We start from the raw sequence: 18,962 nt of genomic DNA, 5'->3' as shown, positions 1-18,962 counted from the left end.
TCTCATTAAATGACTTGCAAATGTTTATTGTATTCATCAACTAATTGCCATGAGAAAAATTTTGCTGGTCATGCCAGAAATACTATTGGTTATGGTTTTTGGCGATTTTTGACTAATAAAATCGCCAAAAATGCCATGATTAAAGCACTGTTAAATCTTGTGAAGAAATTGCATGATTATGCATAGTTTTGTCACTAAGATTAACCAGTATTTTACCGTTACTAAATAATACTTGGGTTTAGTAATATTTCGTAATCTAAAGCACTAAATATTCTTTGATATACTGGTTAACTAACTCTGGCTGTTCTTGCTGTACGCAATGCCCACAATGGTGAATATACTTAATTTGTAGGTCTTGGACATAAGCTGCGGTATCGTAGGTAAGTTCCTTACCCAGTGCAATATCGTTTTCTCCCCAAATCATCAGTGTGGGCACATGCAAAATACTCCAATTTTTATTGGACATAAACTGTTGTAAACCATTGCGGTAATAATTCAACATTGCTGTGATAGCACCACGTTTTGCAGCAGCATCTTTATAAGCATTGATATCAGCTTGAGTGAAAGCATTTTTATTAACTGCTGTGGCTTGAAAAGTTTTTTCAATCAATTGAAAGTCTGAAGATTGTAAGAGGAATTCTGGTAGCCAAGGTAGCTGGAATAAGAACATGTACCAGCTGCGTAGCAACTGTTGGGGAGTGAATAAACCTTGGGCAAACTTGGCAGGATGAGGTAGATTAAGTATAATTAACCGCTCTACCATCTCCGGGTGAGCATAAGCAAAAGACCAAGCGATCGCACCACCCCAATCATGTCCAACTAAAATACACTTGTCGTATCCTAATCCTTTAATTACTCCCTCTACATCTTTAATAAATTCATCCATGATATAAGCTGATTGCTCTTGTGGTTTATCACTCTCGTTATAGCCACGCAAATCAAGAGCAACGACTTGGAAATACTTAGAAAATTCTGGTATTTGATGCCGCCAAGAATACCAAAATTCTGGAAAGCCATGTAACATCAACATTAAAGGGCCTGCTCCTTGGGTAACATAGTGCAGTTTCAACCCATTAGTAGTTATATATTCGTGTTTCCAAGAATCTTGAATGACAGACATATGTTGTATTTTTTTCCAGTATTAGGTGAGCGTTGTTTCAATCATGTTTAGAGTTTCTCATCAAAACATCTATTAAGAGACAGTTTTAGTCTGAGAATTCACCTGTGGGTAGATGTTGTTCTCAAGTCAGAGAACTTTCATTGAAAGCGGCGGGAAACTCCATCCTCTTGTGAGTGGTCGAGGTTATTCGCTCCGCTGCCGCGCATGGTTTCCTGACTTGAGCGAACTGGCGTCATTGGTAATTTCTTGCCCTTGCAGGATGGAGTTTTTTATAAAAGTGGGCATGGTTCATGGCAATGGAAATACGTGGTGTTTGGTTGACCACTACTGACAGTCAGGTTCTTAAGTCACAGCAAAACATTGCTGAGGCAATGGATTTTCTGGCTGAAACAGGGTTCAATGTGGTGTTTCCTGTTGTTTGGAGCAAGGGCGCCACGCTGTATCCCAGCCAGACAATGAAGCAAACTTTTGGGATGGAAATTGAGCCTTTGTTTCCCAGCCGTGACCCTTTAGAAGAAGTAGTACAAGAAGCACGACGGGTAGGATTAAAAGTTATCCCTTGGTTTGAATACGGCTTTGCTAGTTCTTACAACTTGAATGGTGGTATACTTCTACAGAGGAAACCAGAATGGGCAGCCCTTAACTGTAACTGCAATTTACTGAAGAAAAACAATTTTGAGTGGCTAAATTCCCTTGACCCCCAAGTGCAAGAATTTTTGCTGAACTTGGTGCTGGAAGTGGTAAATAATTATGATGTTGATGGTATTCAAGGAGACGATCGCTTTCCTGCCTTACCCTGTGAAGGAGGCTATGACCAAGTAACTGTCAGCCGCTATCAGCAACAATTTGGTGAAAATCCGCCACAAAACCCCAAAAATCGGCAATGGCTACAGTGGCGTGCAGATATCCTCACAGACTACCTAGCGCGTCTATACAACGAAGTCAAAGCGGTTAATCCCAACTTAATAGTTTCCATGTCTCCTAATATCTATGATTGGGGATTTCAGGAATACTTGCAAGACTCTCCTACATGGCTGAAACGGGGACTAGTCGATATTATCCACCCACAAATTTATCGCCGTGAGTTTAGTAGCTATAAAGCGATCGCTGATAAACTCGTAAATCAGCAGTTTACAGATGCAACCTTGCAAAGGTTAGCACCAGGAATTTTAATCAAGCTTGGCACTTACTGTATTAGTCCAGAATATCTGGTGCAGGCAATTGAATACAATCGCCTGCTTGGCATTCAAGGCGAGGTATTCTTTTTTTATGAGGGTTTGCGAGAAAATAACAACGCCTTAGCTAAGGTGTTGCGAAATGGGCCCTATGCTAAATCTGCTTCTTTTCCCACTTTGTCCGATTTGAGTGCTGCTAAGGTAAGCAATAAGATAACATCTTCTATTTGGCAACGTTTGCAGAACTTTTTCAGAAGCCTTTAATAGCACTCAACAAGTCAATTTCTCACTAGTCCCTTAGTGTCTTTGTGACGGCAGTCGCTTCAAGTCGGCAAAGCCGGACGCCAGTCGCCTCAAGTCGGGAAACCCTTTCGGCAGTTGCTTCAAGTCAGCAAAGCCGCCCAACGCACTGCCTCACCCCGGCGCAGGCTCCCCAACGCGCTACCTCGTCTTCGTGGTTTAAAAGTCAATTTTTTACCACCAAGGCACCAAGACATGAAGAAAAATACATCATTGTCATTTCTCTTTAGAATCAAGCTGATCCTCTTCATAAACTAACAAGTCTCCTGGTTGACACTTCAGTGCTTTGCAAAGCGCATTCAAGGTAGATTCATCAATTCTGGTAAAGCGGCGACGAAGTTTTAGCCTAGACACTGACCTAGGATTCATTCCAGTTAAAACAGCTAGTTCTTTGTTGCTAATGTTGCGTTCAGCCATCATGACTGCCAATTTCCATCGAATCACCACTCAAATGCTCAATTATATCTGTGTTATGGCAAGGCAGATGCTAACACTTTGTTTCAGCAATTATTTCTTTATTAGACCGTTAAGGTTTTTTATTAGACCGGAGCGGTTGTAAAATTCCTCGACTCACAATAGACTAATTGTGTACAGATGACAAAGCGATCGCACTCTAGTTTTCCAGGCAAGAGGTGCGATCGCTTGTTTATCAACTAAAAATTAGATGACACTTATCATGATAGAACCTCATTCGGTTGCGGAGCTAATCAAAGCGCCTATTCCTGATGCACCACAAGGTAAACAACCCGTGCGTCTTATAGACTCTGGTGCTGCTAAAAGCGTGAATGGTATTCTTCACAGCTTGCATGTTCTAGGCTTTGCAGAAGTAGGCGAATGGACTCCACCCTTACCTTCGCCTGTGAATGGAGAAGTCATTAGAATTTTGACTCGTTACATGAATATTGACAGTTAAAACTTACGTAGGTTCGCCTCCAGCTACTTGTAGTATGGGGGCGATATCTCTATGCAAAAATTAGAAAAATGCTTTTAAGGAATAAAGTGGGTGGAAACTCAATTGCAAGTACAACAGGTGATTCAGACCCTGAAGCAGGATTTACCGACATTATTTGAAAAAGATATCTCTTATGATATCTATACGCAAGATATCTATTTTCAAGACCCAGTAAACAAATTCAAGTGGAAATTTAACTATCGCATCATATTTTGGACTTTGCGATTTCATGCGCGGCTATTTTTTAGCCAAATTTACTTTGATTTACACGAAGTGTATCAGTCAGCCGAAGATACTATCCTAGCAAAGTGGACAGTTCGCGGAGTTTTGCGTGTTCCCTGGAAAGCAAAGCTATTTTTTAATGGCTATTCTACATATAAATTCAATCAAGATAACTTGATATATGAGCATATCGATACCTGGGATCGTAAACCAGGTGAGATTCTACGCCAGTTTTTCCACAAGGGCGGAAATTAGATAACTATATCTAGATCAGTTAATATGTCCCGCCTCGGAATTTCTTCCGAGTCTCATAGTGCAAGTCTTCACTAGAGGACTCAAAGAAAAATTCAATCTAGTCCACTATTAGTGGACTTTTACGATTAGCCTGGAACTTTAGTTAATGGCGGGACATAGATTAAACATGAAAATTTTCGACTTGTGTGTACACGGTAGCTTAGTAAGGGGGAAATACAGGGGGGTTACGATTATCTTAAATTCTTACGAATGATTTAGGGCTGCTATATCAAAGCAGCACAACAATGGAAAATAAATATTATTAATGCAACAAACTAAAGGAATTGATTCGATAAGCGATCGCTTTTACTTCCTACGCGACTTAGCAATTAGCCCAAGCTAGCATAAACTTTCTTCTCTCTGCGTTCTCTGCGCCTTGGCGGTTCGTTTCAAAAAAGATTTACCAGTCAAAATAGCAGCCTGATAATTAAACACCATATAAAGTTACTTTAAATACACATTTAGATGTGATACTTTTTACTTACTAAATAAGCAGCTAATTAAATCAAAATAAAAATTAGTATTTTTTTATACTTTAAAAACTACCGTTGTTCTAGTTTGCTTCACACTAATTAACGTGCCAATAAACTTAATATTACGAAGAAATGCTTATATAATTTATATTAAAGAAAGTAACGAAGTCGTAAGAGCGATCGCTATCCTTTATCTTCTATTCAGTATAACTTCATATATATGTTTTAAATTGCACAAAAACTTTTTACTGAGGTTGCGTGTGCTTTAATTTGCATAATTTTGTGTATTAAATACTGTCGAAGACTTTCCAATATACGGATTACACTGAGATTTATAAACAGTAATTCTCTACAGAGGTGGAGATTTAAGAGAGATAATTTATGTATTATCAACTTTGGGATTTTTTCCTAAGAGAAGAGCAATATCTTTCCTGGAAGGAAAAGATAAAACTTCACAGTAAATTTGATAAATCAACATGGCAAAAAATTATAGATTTTTTGTCATTTATAGAACACAGTTTTCTCTTGAGAAGTCAACTAGGAGAAACTGATAGTCTTGAAAGATTTATCAAATTAGCTCAAGAGAATGGTTGTAATTTAACAGCAGAGGAGCTTGCTTGGTTTTTAATTACAAGGAAACAGATTTGGGATATATTCGACTTAGCACAAAAAACGCCATCACTCAAAGAGGAATTGCTTGCAGCTAAAAATCCGCAAGAATTTATCAAAATAGCAGCAGAGAGTGGCTACTACTTTTCTGTAGAAGAATTAGCTTGGCTGTTAACTGAACTCAAGTCATTTTCTGAATTAGTACCCATTAACAACAGTGTAGGCGAGATCCTCACAGTCTCGAACTACGGCAAAATTGAAATCGGATACTGGATTTGGCTAGCAGAAGACTGGGGAATTGTGCCACCATTCTGTCATCTAAATCAGCCCGATACTAGCCTAACCCAATATACACCTAATCCTTTTTTGCCCGATCGCTGTTTCTTACCCAAGAGCTACTTTAATCAACGTTTGTTGAGTGTGGTGTAGTATCCAAAAATGGGAGCGGGGGTGCAGGGGTGCTTTGGGTGCAGGGGTGCAAGATAACAATTATTCTCCCTTATCTCCCTTATCCCCCTCATTACCCCTTAACATGGTGCTTAAGTTTTGCAAGAAGTCTATTGTTTTGTTGAAGTTTGTTCTAAATACTTGCTTGCCTCCACTCAATCGTGTTAGGAATCGCACAGAAAGGAGTTGAAGTAGCTAAATACGAGTTACCCAAGTTAGAACAATGAACACACTAACTTTACAGTGGCACGATGCAGGTCAAAATAAAACTCAGAATATTTACGAACAACAGCCAAGCAAAAATCCTGGTACAGTTCGCATTGGTCGCGATCCACTTCGGTGTGACATTGTTGTGAGTAACCCGACTGTATCAGGTTTACATGTTGAAATTTTTTTCCATAGCCAGCAGCAACGTTTTTTGATCAGAAATCTGCGATCGCAAAATCCCCCCCTTGTAGATGGACAGCAACTAGTCCAGGGTGAAATGCCTTTAAGAGAAAGCAGTGTGATTTATCTGGGTCAAATGCAACTCCAAGTGATTGCCGTTGTAATTAACAGCATTCCAGCAACAATTTTGACACCACCTCAGCCAGCAATATCAAATCCTTATCCACCAACGCCGCTACAGCAACCACAGCTAAATCTGAGACATCACCACCATCCACCAGCACCACCACAAGGGGTTTATGGCTTAGAGTGTCCGAAATGTCATAGAATTTCTCCGGCTGAAAACCTGCAAATTGGCTGTCCTTGGTGTGGTACATCTTTAGCTGCGGCAGTCAGTGTTTTAGTTGCACCGAGTAGTTAGGGGGATGGGAAGATGGGGAGATGGGGAGCAGGGGAGCAGGGGAGCAGAGGAGCAGGGGAGCAGGGAGATAGGGGAGAAATAACTCCTAACTCCTAACTCCTAACTTCTAACTTCTGACAACTGACAACTGACAACTGACCAATGACTAACTTACAAATTCAATTAAGTTGGGATGATCCGGCTACGGGAGAACGGCGAGAACCAAAGTTGAGTGTGCCTATAGCCTTTGGTCGAGAATTCGCCCGCTTACCTGCTGAATATGGAGGACAGCGTGTCTCTAGGATACTGCTCAACAGTAACGAAGTTTCTCGCTATCATGCCCTCATTAACCTGGAACAAAACCAACTACTAGTTATTGACCAAGGGAGTGTGAACGGTTTATCTGTCAACGGTCAACGGCAGACACGCAGTGTTCTAGCTAACGGGGATACGTTGCAAATTGGGCCGTATATGATTACGGTGACATTTGGCGTCAGCGCAACTACGCAAATCACCAGCCCACCTTCCATGATTCGGTTTAATCCCAATACCGATATCCCAGACCCCAACATTCCGCCAGCACCGCCTGTAGCGCCTGTAACTAGCAATTTTCCTCCACCAGCATTTCAAGCAGAAAAAGTCGATGTTCAAGCACTTCACGCTACAGGCTTGTCTGTAGATGAATCTGATTATCTTGCTGTTGGGGCAGGATTAGGTAGCTTTGTTTGGGTTGATTTGCTGCGGCTGAGTGGTGTACGTGCTGACAAAATTGTGGCTTTAGGATTAGAAGCGGAACCGTATGCACGTTATCGGCGTTTGTGTCAAAATTCGCAAATTCCTTTACATGAAAGACTGCGATCTAATTCTGACTCTTGCCCTGATAATATTTGGGGTTGGCCTAGTTATGCCTTGAGAGAAGCTTGGCGCGACTTCACCAAAGGTCAAATCAAGTCAGCAGCGAAGTATTTGTGGCAAGTATTTGCTGAACCAACTTTTGCCGAAACTTACACGCCCCGTTCCGGTAATGTCTTCGATTCTATAGACAGGGAAGTCAAGCGTATTGGCTGGAATCAAATTTATCGCTATGGACGAGTCAGGGCAATTCGCAAAACAGACGATGGCAGATATTGTGTAGCTTATTCTCGTGGGCCGGGAAATCATGCTTTTTTAGTTAGTCGTTATTTACATTTAGCTACTGGCTATCCAGCTATTCAGTTTCTTCCAGATTTGCAAGCTTACAGGGAAAAATATCAAGATTTTAAGTCTGTGGTGAATGCCTATGAGAATCACGACCATGTTTATCAGCAACTAGAACGGCAAGGTGGCACCGTGTTGATTCGGGGGCGGGGAATAGTTGCTTCGCGGATAATTCAACGCATTTATGAAGCCAGAAAGCAAAATCGCAATATTACAGTTTTGCATTTGATGCGATCGCCCAAACCTCAAGGCAATAAATTTCAATATGCCACACGTTTAGTCAAAAATCATTATGAATTTCAACCCTTCAACTGGCCAAAAGCCTGTTGGGGTGGTGAACTGCGCGAAATGTTAGAAAAAGCTAGTCCTGATGAACGCAAGCGGTTATTAACAGACTGGGGCGGCACCACCACCGCCGACCGCCGCGACTGGCAGCGCATTACTGAGCAAGGTCTAAGGGAAGGCTGGTATCAAATTACTTTTGGGCAAGTGGTAAGTGTGGAAAGGGATGCCCAAAACCGCACTATTACCCATATTCAAGAAAAAGGTTTTGGCGAAATGAATTTGGCAGCTGACTTTATTATTGATGCCACTGGACTAGACGCCAAAGTGGAAGCCAGTCCCTTGTTGAACGATTTGGTAAAACATTACAACTTACCTCTCAATGGCTTAGGGCGGTTAGTTGTAGCAAACAATTTTGAGTTAGTAGAAATGCGTACTACTAGAGGTCAAATGTATGCCGCTGGCGCTACTACCCTTGGCGGCCCCCATGCAGCAGTTGATAGTTTCCTGGGCTTACAGTACTCTGCACTAGTCGCCGTTGATGGACTCGCCGCCGCCCATGCGCCCGGAGTCCATCGTTTGAATGCTGTAAGTTCCTTTGGGCAATGGTTGAAGTGGGTATTCAATCAGTCGCCTTAGTGGGCAGGAGTTAGGAGTTAGGAGTTAGGAGTTAGGAGTTACTAGTTATTTTTCCCTCATCCCCCTCATCTCCTTCATCCCCTATCTCCCCATCTCCCCATCTCTCCTGCTCCCCTGCTCCCCTGCCTCCTGCTCCCCTGCTTAGTTCCGCTAGCGAGGTAGTACACGCAGTTCAGGAAGAGGTCGCACCGTAGGGATACTGGGTATCTTTTGTAAGCTAGGAGGTAAGCGAGGTATGGGCGGGATAATTAAAGAACTGTTAGATTCCGCTGCCATTTTAGTGATTTCTAACGCTTGAGATAGTAACCTCGAAGCTTTTTCTGCTTGCCCTGCTTTGGTGTAGCTACCAGCTATCTTGGTGAATACGTCCGCTTTTTCAGCAGAATTTTTCATCATTTCAGCGTAGGTTAATGCTTGGTCAGGCTGTTTCACTTCTAGATAATAGTCAGCTAGCCTAGCTAATGCTCGGTTTTTCCCATAACCTTCTGGAAGTGTTTGGGTCAACTTCCAGCCTAAGTCAATCTGCCCAGCATCAACATACCCAATGGCAACTGCCGACAAAGCATCAGTTTTGAGAGATTCGGCTTTGATGCTTTGAGCAATTTGAAATGCCGCTAAAAATCTCTCTAAAGTTTGTTTTTCTTGATTTGTTTCCAAATCAGGTTGGTTATACTGCCCAGTCAGGTCAGTTACTACTATGGATTTAGTACAGTCATCAGAAATTGCCCGAATAGGCTCAACCACTTGAGCAGCTTGTCCCGCCTTGAGGGCTTGGCGAGCTATCTTAGATAAAGCATCCGCCTTGTCATAATTGGACTTGAGACTCTCAACGATTTGTAAGGCTTGGTCATACTTGCTTAAATCTGCGTAATACTCAGCTATTCTTACCAAAGCATCATTTCTTTTATCTTCATCTGGCAGAGTTTGAATCAGCCTGATTGCTTGGTCTTGGCGTCCGCTTGCCGCATACTGAATTGCTATTTCGCTGATAGTGTCATCTTTTTGACTTCTATTCTTGATTCCTTGGGCAGTCTGAAGTGCTAATTTAAATTCACCTGCTGTTGCGTATTGAATAGCGATCGCATCCAATATGCTATCACGACTGTAATCTTCCTGTATACCAGCAACTACACCCAGAGCTTGGGAAAGCAGTTGCAGTGATTGTTTTGGTTGCCTTTGACGTTCAAAACTGGCTATTTTAACGAGTGTATCGGCTAAGAAATAGTTATCTTTGATCGATTGGGCAGTTTTGATAGCTTGGTCATATTGTCCAGATGCAGCATACTCAACTGCGATTTTAGCTAAATTTGTAGCTTCTGAATGGATGAATGGCAAGCTCGCTAATTTCGGTAAGGTAGCCAAACGAGGGAAAGGAGGTAGACAAATTAAGGAATCATTTGCAGAAGGAATTGGCGGCAGAACCACGGGTTTATCCGCTATCTGATACATCTTGTCAGTTGCTTGAAAGCTAGAAGCGAAAGATGGGGGCGTTATGGCTACCCACAAAATACAAGGAGCCAATAGTGGATGTAAGCATAAAGCAATTCTGCGGTAAGACATAGCGTAATAAAAGAAGACTGTCGATAAAAAATCTTACCTTCTATTATCTTGGTATCAAATATTTTTGTCATTTACTGAGTACTTATATGAAATATATGTGAGGTTGCCCTTGTTTACCATGGGGGCAATTCATGAAAAACTCCACCCATAAGGGAATAGAGTTTTTGGCAATGGGGAAGAAACAGTCAACAATGCCCTATGCCCTATCGCCAAAGTCAGCAGGTGACTGTCCCTCTGCACCCACAAAGGGATAAAGTTTCCCCCGGACTTCCAATTAAAAAAACTATTGCTTGCAGAATTTACTAAGATAGCCGTTAATGGTATAGAAATGTATAGAATTTCGTAAAGATTTAAAATATATTCTTTTTAAAATGCAAACAATCGAGCTTTCTTCCTCAATGCAGCTGTCTATAGCACCAAACCAATGTCAGCCTTTGAAGATCGTCGCACTGGGAGATAGCTTAGTCTATGGATTCGGCGATCCAGACAGAGGAGGCTGGGTTGAGCAACTGCGGCGTTGGTGGATGTTACCCAATAGTGCCGGACATGTACTATATAATTTGGGAGTGCGAGGCGATCGCACACAACAAGTAGCACAAAGGCTAGAGGTAGAATTCCGCCATCGCGGTGAACTGCGAAATCGCGTCCCCGACTTGATCATTCTGTCAGTAGGAGTAAATGATTCAGCCCGGTTAGCTCGCCCCAATGGACGAAATTATACAGATTTTACCGTATTTGAATCAGAAATAGCTTCTCTATTAGATATGGCGCAGCAACTTTGTCCAGTACTATTTATAGGTATGGTGCCAGTGGATGAGTCCAAAATGCCATTTCTAGACTGCTTCTACTACAATCATAGCGATCAGTATCGCTACAAAGAAGCCACTCGACTTGCTTGCCTCAAACGGCGAATTCCCTATCTGGATATTTTCGAGAAATGGATGGAACGCAGTGAAACTTGGCGACTCCAACGCCTCAGCGAAGATGGTCTTCATCCCAACACATTAGGCTATCAAGCTTTGTTCGAGGATGTAATCCATTGGCAAGCACTGGCAGCCTATAATAGATTTGATTTGCAAATGCAAATATCCTAAAAATTGATTAGCTAATACTTATTAGGTATAGGCATAGCAAAAACATAGTGAAAATCGGCGTTGCTGATTAAAAATATGAATTAGCCTCACGCAAAGACATAAAGAAAAAGAAGCGTGATTTTTTAATTTTATATTCTTATTCAGCAATGCCTAGAAATCAATTAATTGTGGGGTTGTTAGACGCATATATCAATAGACTTTGTTACAAAAATATGATCAAAACACCTCACACATCATGCTAACATCTAACGTAAAGTTAGCCTAAATAGGCACAATTTTATTAATACAAAATATTTCTATTATTTAATTTATTTTACACTTTATGACTCCAACTTTATTTGGTCGCTGGCAAACTCGATTATTATTACTTGCCACTGTAGGTGTATTAGTATCCATACCATTTGCAACAGGCTTAATCGGGTTTGGTGCTAATTCAGTTTATTTTTGGATACTGGGCTATGTTGCCATCTTTGGCTTAGGTTGGGATTTACTTTATAATTATCTGCAAAAATTACGCTGGGATAGGGACTGGCCGGCAGTTTATCAACTCTTGGCTGGTATCTGGGAATTATTCTTTATCTACTGTGGAGTCAAACTTTTTGGCTTCTTACCAATACCTCTGCCTAAAGAAGAACTATCACTGGGAGCTTTTCTACTACACTACAGCTGTGTTTGGCTAGCAGTTTTCATTGCTTCACAAAGTCTCATGCGGATTATTTTTCTGCGTTGGCGTTTTCGGGGTGGACAGTGGTTATAAGGCTTTCAATTATTGATTAATAATTAAATTCAAACTGTTCAGTAAATTTAAAAAAATATAATAAGATTTACATTTTGTAAATTTACAGCAAATTTTTAATCAACTAAGCTTCACCACAGATAGTACATTTACGAAATATGTAATTGTGCTGTTGTAGCTATTATGAGAAAAAAAACAGGGCAAACTAACTGTATAGTTGAGGAATTCTGTAACCACCAGATGTAATATTTGGTGTTTATATTTATGTTGCGATTTTGTTATCTCAACTAAAGATTGCTACATTTATCTGACTCATTGTCGCTATTTTTCATAAGGAAATTTCAATGTCAAATTTCGAGCTAGTGCTGAAGCTATTGCTGCAATTAACTATTATTTTAGTTGCCTGTCGATTAATAACTATTGTTGGGCGACGCTACCTTGGACAAACTGATGTTGTTTGCGAAATGATCGCTGGTGTGATGTTAGGGCCATCATTGTTCGGCTTAATTACCCCTGATTTACAGCAATGGCTTTTTCCCAAAGCTCCAATTTTGCTAGCTACAGGAGAAAAGATTCCTAACCCATCAATGTCAATTCTTTTTGCCATCAGTCAGATTGGTTTAGTAATTTATATGTTCTTAATTGGCTTAGAGTTTAATACCAATTTGATTAAACAGCGAGTCAAAAGTGCAGGTTTAGTTTCTGCGGCGGGGATACTTGCACCATTCACTTTAGGCGGAACAGCAGCTTTTTTATTGTATGGCAAAGCTGAACTCTTTAAACAAGGAGTGACTCCTTGGGCAGCAGCTTTATATTTAGGTGCTTCCATGTCAATCACCGCGTTTCCTATGTTAGCCAGGATGCTGTACGAACGTGGTATTGCCAAAACTCGCTTCGGAACTTTAGCATTAGCAGCAGGTTCCATAGATGATGCAACTGCATGGTGTTTATTGGCTATTGTACTGGCAAGTTTGAAAGCTAACACAAGTATTGCCATCTTTGCTATTGGTGGCGGTATTGGCTACGTACTATTTTCAATTTTTGTTGGGCGTCCAGCACTAACGATTTTCACTCGCATGACAAAACGTGATGATGGTGTAACCATCCAAACTCTAACTTTGGTATTGATTGTTTTAATGTTTAGTTCCTGGTTTACTGACGCAGTAGGCATCTATGCAGTATTTGGGGCATTTATTTTGGGTACAGCAATGCCAAGAGGTGAATTTGCAGATCAAATACGCGATCGCACAGAATATTTAACCACTTCATTTTTACTACCAATATTTTTTGTCTTCTCTGGACTCAACACTCAAATTGGACTAGTAAACACACCTGCTTTGTGGGGAATTACATTATTAATCGTAGCGATCGCTATTTTTGGTAAAGGCATTGCTTGCATGTTAGCAGCAAAAATTGCGGGAGAAAATTGGCGGGAATCCGCAACTATTGGCGCTCTCATGAATGCCCGCGGCTTGATGGAATTAATTATCCTGAATATTGGTCTTGAGCAAGGCATAATTACTCCAACTCTATTTACTATCATGGTAATTATGGCAATTTTTACTACACTCATGGCATCACCGCTAGTTGCCTTTTTGCTGCAAGGCACAAGCTATACCAAATCTTCTGTATAAGTAAATTTCAATCACAACATGAATGTTAAACATTTAATATTTGTGTCGTGAAACTAGGGACATACAGCTTTGCTTCTCTAATGCAAATATTTTCAAAAAATTGGTTTTTCCTATATTTACACCTATTTCTTGATTACTTACACACAAGTGATAGAAAATCAAGCCGCACTAGAAAAGCCATTACTTTGGGGAGATATCCCTTTGTGATCGCAACTGGCTCAAGATAGAAAAATGAAAATTTGAGAACTGTTTTGCTGAAATGCTATTCTTTAGCAATCAATACAGTTTAGCTAAACATTTCTTTCTTCCTCTGTGTTCTCTGCGCCTCTGCGGTAACCTGCGGCAAGCCCTACTCTTCGAGTTCTGCTTTGCAGTACGGGTGACGCTCGCAAGCTCGCTAACGCTGCGCTAACAGCATTTACTCCTCTTGGGGAAACCCCAAGACCCTTCGGGTGACGCTCCTGCGTCGCTAACGCTACGCTAACGCCAGTTGCTCCACTTGGGCAAAGCCCAAGACCGCACTGGACTCACCGTACTGCTTCACCGCTTACGCGTCTACGTAAAATTAACTTTGATTACATAGTCTTAGCCTGAACTGAACCGTATTCATTGATGGGTGACGTAATTTCATCTTTAATCTTTCATCCTTGAGGTTGACATTTTGCTGTCATTTAAAGAATCATCTTAGGGAAACCAGATAGCGTCTTTTATTGAGGAAACCATGCAGACAGTTATTCTTGTTCTGGTTGAAGTGCTGATTGTGATTGGACTATCACGGCTAGTAGGATTGGCATTCAAGTCAATTAAGCAACCGTTAGTCATTGGTGAGATTGTCGCCGGGATCATGCTCGGCCCATCTTTATTTGGTTTAGTTGCTCCTGATGTAGCAGCTAGCTTATTTCCACCAGAAACTATTCCTTTTTTAAATGTCTTGTCTCAGGTGGGACTGATATTTTTCATGTTTCTGATTGGATTAGAGTTAAATCCTAAATATCTCAGTGGTCAGTTAGAAGTAGCAGTTTTAACTTCTCACGTCAGTATTTTAGTACCATTTTCCCTAGGAACACTTCTAGCGGTGCTGCTTTATCCCCTGGTTTCCAACGCTAGTGTATCATTTACTGCCTTCGCCCTGTTTTTAGGGGCAGCCATGTCAATTACAGCATTCCCAGTACTAGCTCGTATTATCACTGAGAATAATTTGCAAGGTACACGCTTGGGGACATTGGCATTAACTTGTGCAGCAGTGGATGATGTCACAGCTTGGTGCGTTTTAGCAGTTGCGATCGCTGTCGCTCGTACAGGTAATTTTGCTGGTGCAATACCCACAATTATCGAGAGTTTAGTGTACATTGGCTTCATACTGACCGTAGGACGTTGGTTTCTGCGACACCTAGCCACCCATTATCTCCGCACCAAACGCTTAAGCCAGTTCGTTCTAGCTGGGATTTATATAGCGGTAGTTGCTTCTGCATTGATTACCGAACTCATTGGTATTCACCTCATTTTTGGGGCGTTTTTACTGGGAGCAGCAATGCCCAAGAACGCAGATTTAGTAAGGGAATTGGCAGAAAAAACTGAAGATTTTGTGCTGGTATTTCTTTTACCAGTGTTTTTTGCCTACAGTGGTTTGCGGACGCAAATTGGCTTACTGAATCGTCCTGATTTGTGGCTATTATGTGTATTAGTGTTAGCAGTGGCGATCGCAGGTAAGTATATCGGTACTTATGTAGCAGCTCGTGTCAGTGGCATTAATAACCGGGAAGCATCAGCACTTGGTTGGTTGATGAACACTCGCGGTTTGACCGAGTTAATTGTACTCAATATTGGTTTGGAGTTGGGAGTAATCTCGCCCTTAGTGTTTACCATGCTGGTAATTATGGCATTGGTAACTACATTCATGACCTCGCCACTGCTGGAATGGACATATCCCAAACGGCTCATCAAGCTAGATTTAGTAGAGCCGCAAGCCGAAGAGCAAACAGATATAAATGCAGCAAATGAAGGCGAATCTTATCAACCTTACCGAATTTTAGTACCAGTAGCCAATCCCAGTACCCAAAAAGGTTTGCTACAGTTGGCAGTAGCGATCGCTCTTAATTACCAACAACCCGCCATTGTCAATCCCCTCAGTTTGATTGAATTGGAAGAAGACTATGCTTTTGGAAGTACCCCAGGTGAGGCTGACCGATTAATTGACCAGCGTCGAGTGCAGTTAGAACATTTAATTAACACTCTAGAACCAGCGATCGCACGGTCTTATGTACATCCTATCATTCGCATATCCAACAATGTTGCCAGAGAAACATCACAGATTGCGACAATTGAACAAGCTAATTTAATTCTTGTAGGATGGCATCGCCCAGCATTTAGTAATAATCGCTTGGGTGGACGAGTCGGACAAATTCTCAGTACTGCACGAGTTGATGTAGCAGTTTTCATCGACCGCGGAGGGGAGCGATTAGAAAAGTTATTGGTTCCTTACTCCAGCAACATTCACGATGATTTAGCATTGATACTGGCTCTGCGATTGCTAATTAATATTGAAAGCTGTACGTTGCAAGTTTTACACGTAGTCACCGAAAATTATCTCCAAGATGAATTGAGTGATGAACTGCACAGAATAATTGGGCAATTGCCAACTAGTGTACGCGATCGCATTGAAATCAAGATTGTCGAAGCCAAAGAACCAATTCAAGCTGTAATTGCAGCCTCAGAAGCTGTTGACTTGACCATAGCCGGTACCAGCCGCGCTTGGGGTATTGAGCGCCAAACCCTAGGAAGATACACTGATGCACTAGCTATTCAATGTCGCTCCTCACTGCTGATCACCCGACGCTACAATCAAGTCATTTCTCACCTCGGATCAGTACTTACTGAGGTTAGTAATCCAGAATCAGCACTCAAGAATTGAAACAATGAATCATTTTAACTCCAAATCCTTGGCTTTCTACGGAGCGGCAATAGGTTTAGTTCTACTCTTGTTTAAAGTTGTAACTGCTTATGGAGAACAAAATCTCAAAGCTCCTCCGGTAGTTAACGGTCGCTATCGTCTAACCTTGGCTGAAAATTTACCTAACTGTGAACAACCAAGCCCTCTGTTGTTAAACATTCAACAATCGGGTATTTACTTAAATGCCTCATTATTACCAGCAAACGCTAATGCAAACACAGAGAAACAACACTCCCTCACAGGTCTGTTCCAAAATCAGCAGTCAAGTCTATCTGGAAAAGTTGACGGAAATATTCTTTGTAATACTCCGGTGGCTCAGAGCGATCGTAACAAATTAGTCACAATTCAAATGAAACTAGTAGATCAAGGTAAGATTACTGGTCAACTAACCGTTAATGGCATTTCCCAAAGCTTAGGATTTACCGCAATGTTACAAAAAGACCAAGAAAAATCACAGAAGTCAAACAGCCATTGAATTGTGGGCAATTTTTTACATCAGTAAACCATTACCAATGCCTGAAAATGCCTCATGGCTCAACATACAGGGTATAAAAATAATGTCCAAGAGACTGACGACTAGGCAACTTTCCCAATGGAGCCAGCAACTATTTAGTGTTAGCTTGTTCGGCTTGTACACAGTAGTTATGCTGGAAACAGCAACCAGTGCTGTTAAACCAGTGCCCAAAAAGTCAACAGGTCAAAATCATCAAACTGTACAATTGCCAAATGGTAAAAATACTGCTCAGCCAATAGCGAGACTAGATGATTGGCGCTTTTACCCAGAAGCTTTACAACTAGAAATTACACTTTCAGCAGGCATAACTCCCAAATACTTCTACCTCTCCCAGCCCCCTCGGATTGTTGTAGATTTGCCGAAGACCAAATTAGGTTATGTTCCCACAAATCAAAATTATTCTGGCGCAATTAAAGGAATTCGCGTTTCCCAATTAAATGCAGGCGTAACTCGTATTGTCCTAGATTTGGCAACAGGGACTTTTGTAGATCCCAACCAGATACAACTGCAACCTGTTTCTAAGCAAAACCCCACTCGCTGGGTATTACGTGCTTTTAATTCTAACTATGGCCGTTCCTCCATACAACCAGGATTACAGCCTGCGCCCAACAACTTACCACCAAATCCTAATAACTACTATCCTCAACCCTCTAATACTCTACCTCCAACCCCCAACTATTCGCAACCCAACATATCTCCAAGTAACTACCTGCAATTTCCTAGCACTCTAGCCCCAACAACTAACCAGCAGCCATTTGTCACGGTTCCACCCCTGACTCCTAACAACTCCTCTCAAGTACCAAGTTCTCTTCTTCCGCCACCTTCTTTCCCCAATCAACCTAGTAATCTTAACAGCACTCCTTCTGTAGCAAGCCCTAACTTTCCCACCCCAACAGTGCCAACAATCAATCATGATTATTCAACCCCTAATCAACCAAATGTTGAGGTGATTGAATTTGGTCAACCCCTTCCTCAACGCAGATATTAGATTGATTTATTTATCCAAATTTCAGTAGGTAGACGTTAAGAAAGATGAACTTAAACAAATTGTGCTTATAAATTTATATCAGCACTAAATTAGATAAAAGCTTTACCCGATAATTAGGCAGATATAGAACCGGATACTGTATATATTTCAACTAGTGGACTGCTAGTTTTATTTGCAAGTGAACAAATATAGCAGTCGAAGAATACTTTTTCAGCAGGAATACTAAAAAGAGGATGATTAAAGCTCGCCTAAGTAATACTTTAATATCCTCTAAATGTTTGCCAACCTAGTCATAGCAATTTGCAAAAATAATGCGACAGTATAGATTCACATAACTCAGACGCTCCAAACCAATTGCCAATCATGGCACTAGAATTCAAAAATGTAACGTCCGCAACACAGTGGCTCCAAAATCCAAAATCCAAAATCTAAAATCCAAAATGTATTAGAATCTTTCTGTTTCCTGATTCGGTGCTACTGCTCCTGGTTGAGCCATGAAGAAGTTTTGCGCTGCTTCATTTTGGTAAATACATCTAATGTCAGGTTTATCACTGTCCAAGTTACCTGTAAAGCCGAAAGTATTCAGACGATTCTTACATTCGTTTACTTGTTGAGATGTTACAAGCTTGCGTTGCTCTAAAAGTGCCCAGTTATTCTGACGCAGAACGCATCCTGGACGCATACTTGGTTGAGCTACGTAGACATTGAAGGGGTTAAGAGTAACAAACAGTCTGGCATCCATTACCATTGCACTGGCACCATACTGTACGCAAATCTCAGGGTTCGGTGCTTTAGTATCAATAAATTCACGGGAAGCTACGTTTGATGGACTCAATGTAGTTGTAGAACTAAAAGCAATGCCAATTCCAATTCCCAAAATCAGCACCCCTGCCAAAATAGCAATGGTAGTGAGGTTAAACATTGGGGATTGGAAAGCAGAAGGTTTAGAAACAGTAGCCGATCTACCAGTAGATTTACGTCTCATTTTC

The 18,962-nt window shown here is 41.2% G+C and carries 17 protein-coding genes; 13 read left to right on the top strand and 4 right to left on the bottom strand.

Annotation, left to right across the window (positions count from 1 at the left end; all coding sequences use genetic code 11):
- Positions 1-9: 9 nt before the first annotated feature.
- Complete coding sequence (locus I8748_RS07645) at positions 10-186, top strand: hypothetical protein (protein ID WP_214662466.1); 177 nt, start codon at positions 10-12, stop codon at positions 184-186.
- A 70-nt stretch (positions 187-256) separates the two neighbouring features.
- Here I8748_RS07645 and I8748_RS07640 read toward each other — a convergent pair whose 3' ends face one another.
- Complete coding sequence (locus I8748_RS07640; RefSeq protein WP_198124032.1) at positions 257-1,120, bottom strand: alpha/beta fold hydrolase; 864 nt, start codon at positions 1,118-1,120, stop codon at positions 257-259.
- A gap of 296 nt (positions 1,121-1,416) precedes the next feature.
- Here I8748_RS07640 and I8748_RS07635 point away from each other — a divergent pair, with 296 nt between their 5' ends.
- Positions 1,417-2,559: a glycoside hydrolase family 10 protein gene (locus I8748_RS07635; RefSeq protein ID WP_198124077.1), complete on the top strand. Its 1,143-nt coding sequence runs from the start codon at positions 1,417-1,419 to the stop codon at positions 2,557-2,559.
- 252 nt (positions 2,560-2,811) lie between these two features.
- Here I8748_RS07635 and I8748_RS07630 read toward each other — a convergent pair whose 3' ends face one another.
- A complete protein-coding gene (locus I8748_RS07630) occupies positions 2,812-3,039 on the bottom strand; it encodes a helix-turn-helix domain-containing protein (protein ID WP_318781200.1) in 228 nt (75 codons plus the stop codon).
- Between the two features lie 220 nt (positions 3,040-3,259).
- On the opposite strand from I8748_RS07630, the gene I8748_RS07625 reads away from it, so the two are divergent.
- From I8748_RS07625 to I8748_RS07605, 5 genes are all read left to right on the top strand, one after another.
- Complete coding sequence (locus I8748_RS07625; RefSeq protein WP_214662465.1) at positions 3,260-3,508, top strand: hypothetical protein; 249 nt, start codon at positions 3,260-3,262, stop codon at positions 3,506-3,508.
- A gap of 90 nt (positions 3,509-3,598) precedes the next feature.
- Positions 3,599-4,024 (top strand): DUF2358 domain-containing protein, encoded by a 426-nt coding sequence (locus tag I8748_RS07620; protein WP_198124030.1) that lies wholly within the window; start codon positions 3,599-3,601, stop codon positions 4,022-4,024.
- Between the two features lie 893 nt (positions 4,025-4,917).
- On the top strand, positions 4,918-5,574 hold the full coding sequence (locus I8748_RS07615; RefSeq protein WP_198124029.1) for a Nif11-like leader peptide family natural product precursor: 657 nt from the start codon (positions 4,918-4,920) through the stop codon (positions 5,572-5,574).
- 241 nt (positions 5,575-5,815) lie between these two features.
- Positions 5,816-6,400, top strand: coding sequence for an FHA domain-containing protein (locus I8748_RS07610; RefSeq protein WP_198124028.1), 585 nt, complete (start codon positions 5,816-5,818; stop codon positions 6,398-6,400).
- Positions 6,401-6,541: 141 nt separating this feature from the next.
- Positions 6,542-8,497 carry an FHA domain-containing protein gene (locus tag I8748_RS07605; protein ID WP_198124027.1) on the top strand — a complete coding sequence of 652 codons (1,956 nt, stop codon included), beginning with the start codon at positions 6,542-6,544 and terminating at the stop codon, positions 8,495-8,497.
- Positions 8,498-8,647: 150 nt separating this feature from the next.
- Here I8748_RS07605 and I8748_RS07600 read toward each other — a convergent pair whose 3' ends face one another.
- Positions 8,648-10,057 carry a tetratricopeptide repeat protein gene (locus tag I8748_RS07600; protein WP_198124026.1) on the bottom strand — a complete coding sequence of 470 codons (1,410 nt, stop codon included), beginning with the start codon at positions 10,055-10,057 and terminating at the stop codon, positions 8,648-8,650.
- Positions 10,058-10,428: 371 nt separating this feature from the next.
- Here I8748_RS07600 and I8748_RS07595 point away from each other — a divergent pair, with 371 nt between their 5' ends.
- The 6 genes from I8748_RS07595 to I8748_RS07570 all read left to right on the top strand — a co-directional run bounded on the left by I8748_RS07595 (position 10,429) and on the right by I8748_RS07570 (position 17,973).
- Complete coding sequence (locus I8748_RS07595; RefSeq protein ID WP_225896348.1) at positions 10,429-11,151, top strand: GDSL-type esterase/lipase family protein; 723 nt, start codon at positions 10,429-10,431, stop codon at positions 11,149-11,151.
- Between the two features lie 322 nt (positions 11,152-11,473).
- Entirely contained in the window at positions 11,474-11,908 is a 435-nt protein-coding gene (locus I8748_RS07590; protein WP_198124024.1) for a hypothetical protein, read from the top strand.
- 323 nt (positions 11,909-12,231) lie between these two features.
- Positions 12,232-13,521, top strand: a complete 1,290-nt coding sequence (locus tag I8748_RS07585; protein WP_198124023.1) for a cation:proton antiporter — start codon at positions 12,232-12,234, stop codon at positions 13,519-13,521.
- Between the two features lie 721 nt (positions 13,522-14,242).
- Entirely contained in the window at positions 14,243-16,432 is a 2,190-nt protein-coding gene (locus tag I8748_RS07580; RefSeq protein WP_198124022.1) for a cation:proton antiporter, read from the top strand.
- 4 nt (positions 16,433-16,436) lie between these two features.
- Complete coding sequence (locus I8748_RS07575) at positions 16,437-16,946, top strand: hypothetical protein (RefSeq protein WP_198124021.1); 510 nt, start codon at positions 16,437-16,439, stop codon at positions 16,944-16,946.
- 82 nt (positions 16,947-17,028) lie between these two features.
- Complete coding sequence (locus tag I8748_RS07570; protein ID WP_198124020.1) at positions 17,029-17,973, top strand: AMIN domain-containing protein; 945 nt, start codon at positions 17,029-17,031, stop codon at positions 17,971-17,973.
- 445 nt (positions 17,974-18,418) lie between these two features.
- On the opposite strand, the gene I8748_RS07565 is transcribed toward I8748_RS07570, so the two are convergent.
- Positions 18,419-18,958, bottom strand: coding sequence for a DUF3172 domain-containing protein (locus I8748_RS07565; protein WP_096558138.1), 540 nt, complete (start codon positions 18,956-18,958; stop codon positions 18,419-18,421).
- Positions 18,959-18,962 lie beyond the last annotated feature (4 nt).

Source organism: Amazonocrinis nigriterrae CENA67 (genome assembly GCF_016056305.1).
GTDB lineage: Bacteria > Cyanobacteriota > Cyanobacteriia > Cyanobacteriales > Nostocaceae > Amazonocrinis > Amazonocrinis nigriterrae.
The sequence above is the reverse complement of the archived record's forward strand: the minus strand, read 5'-3'. Positions and strand labels throughout refer to the sequence as shown.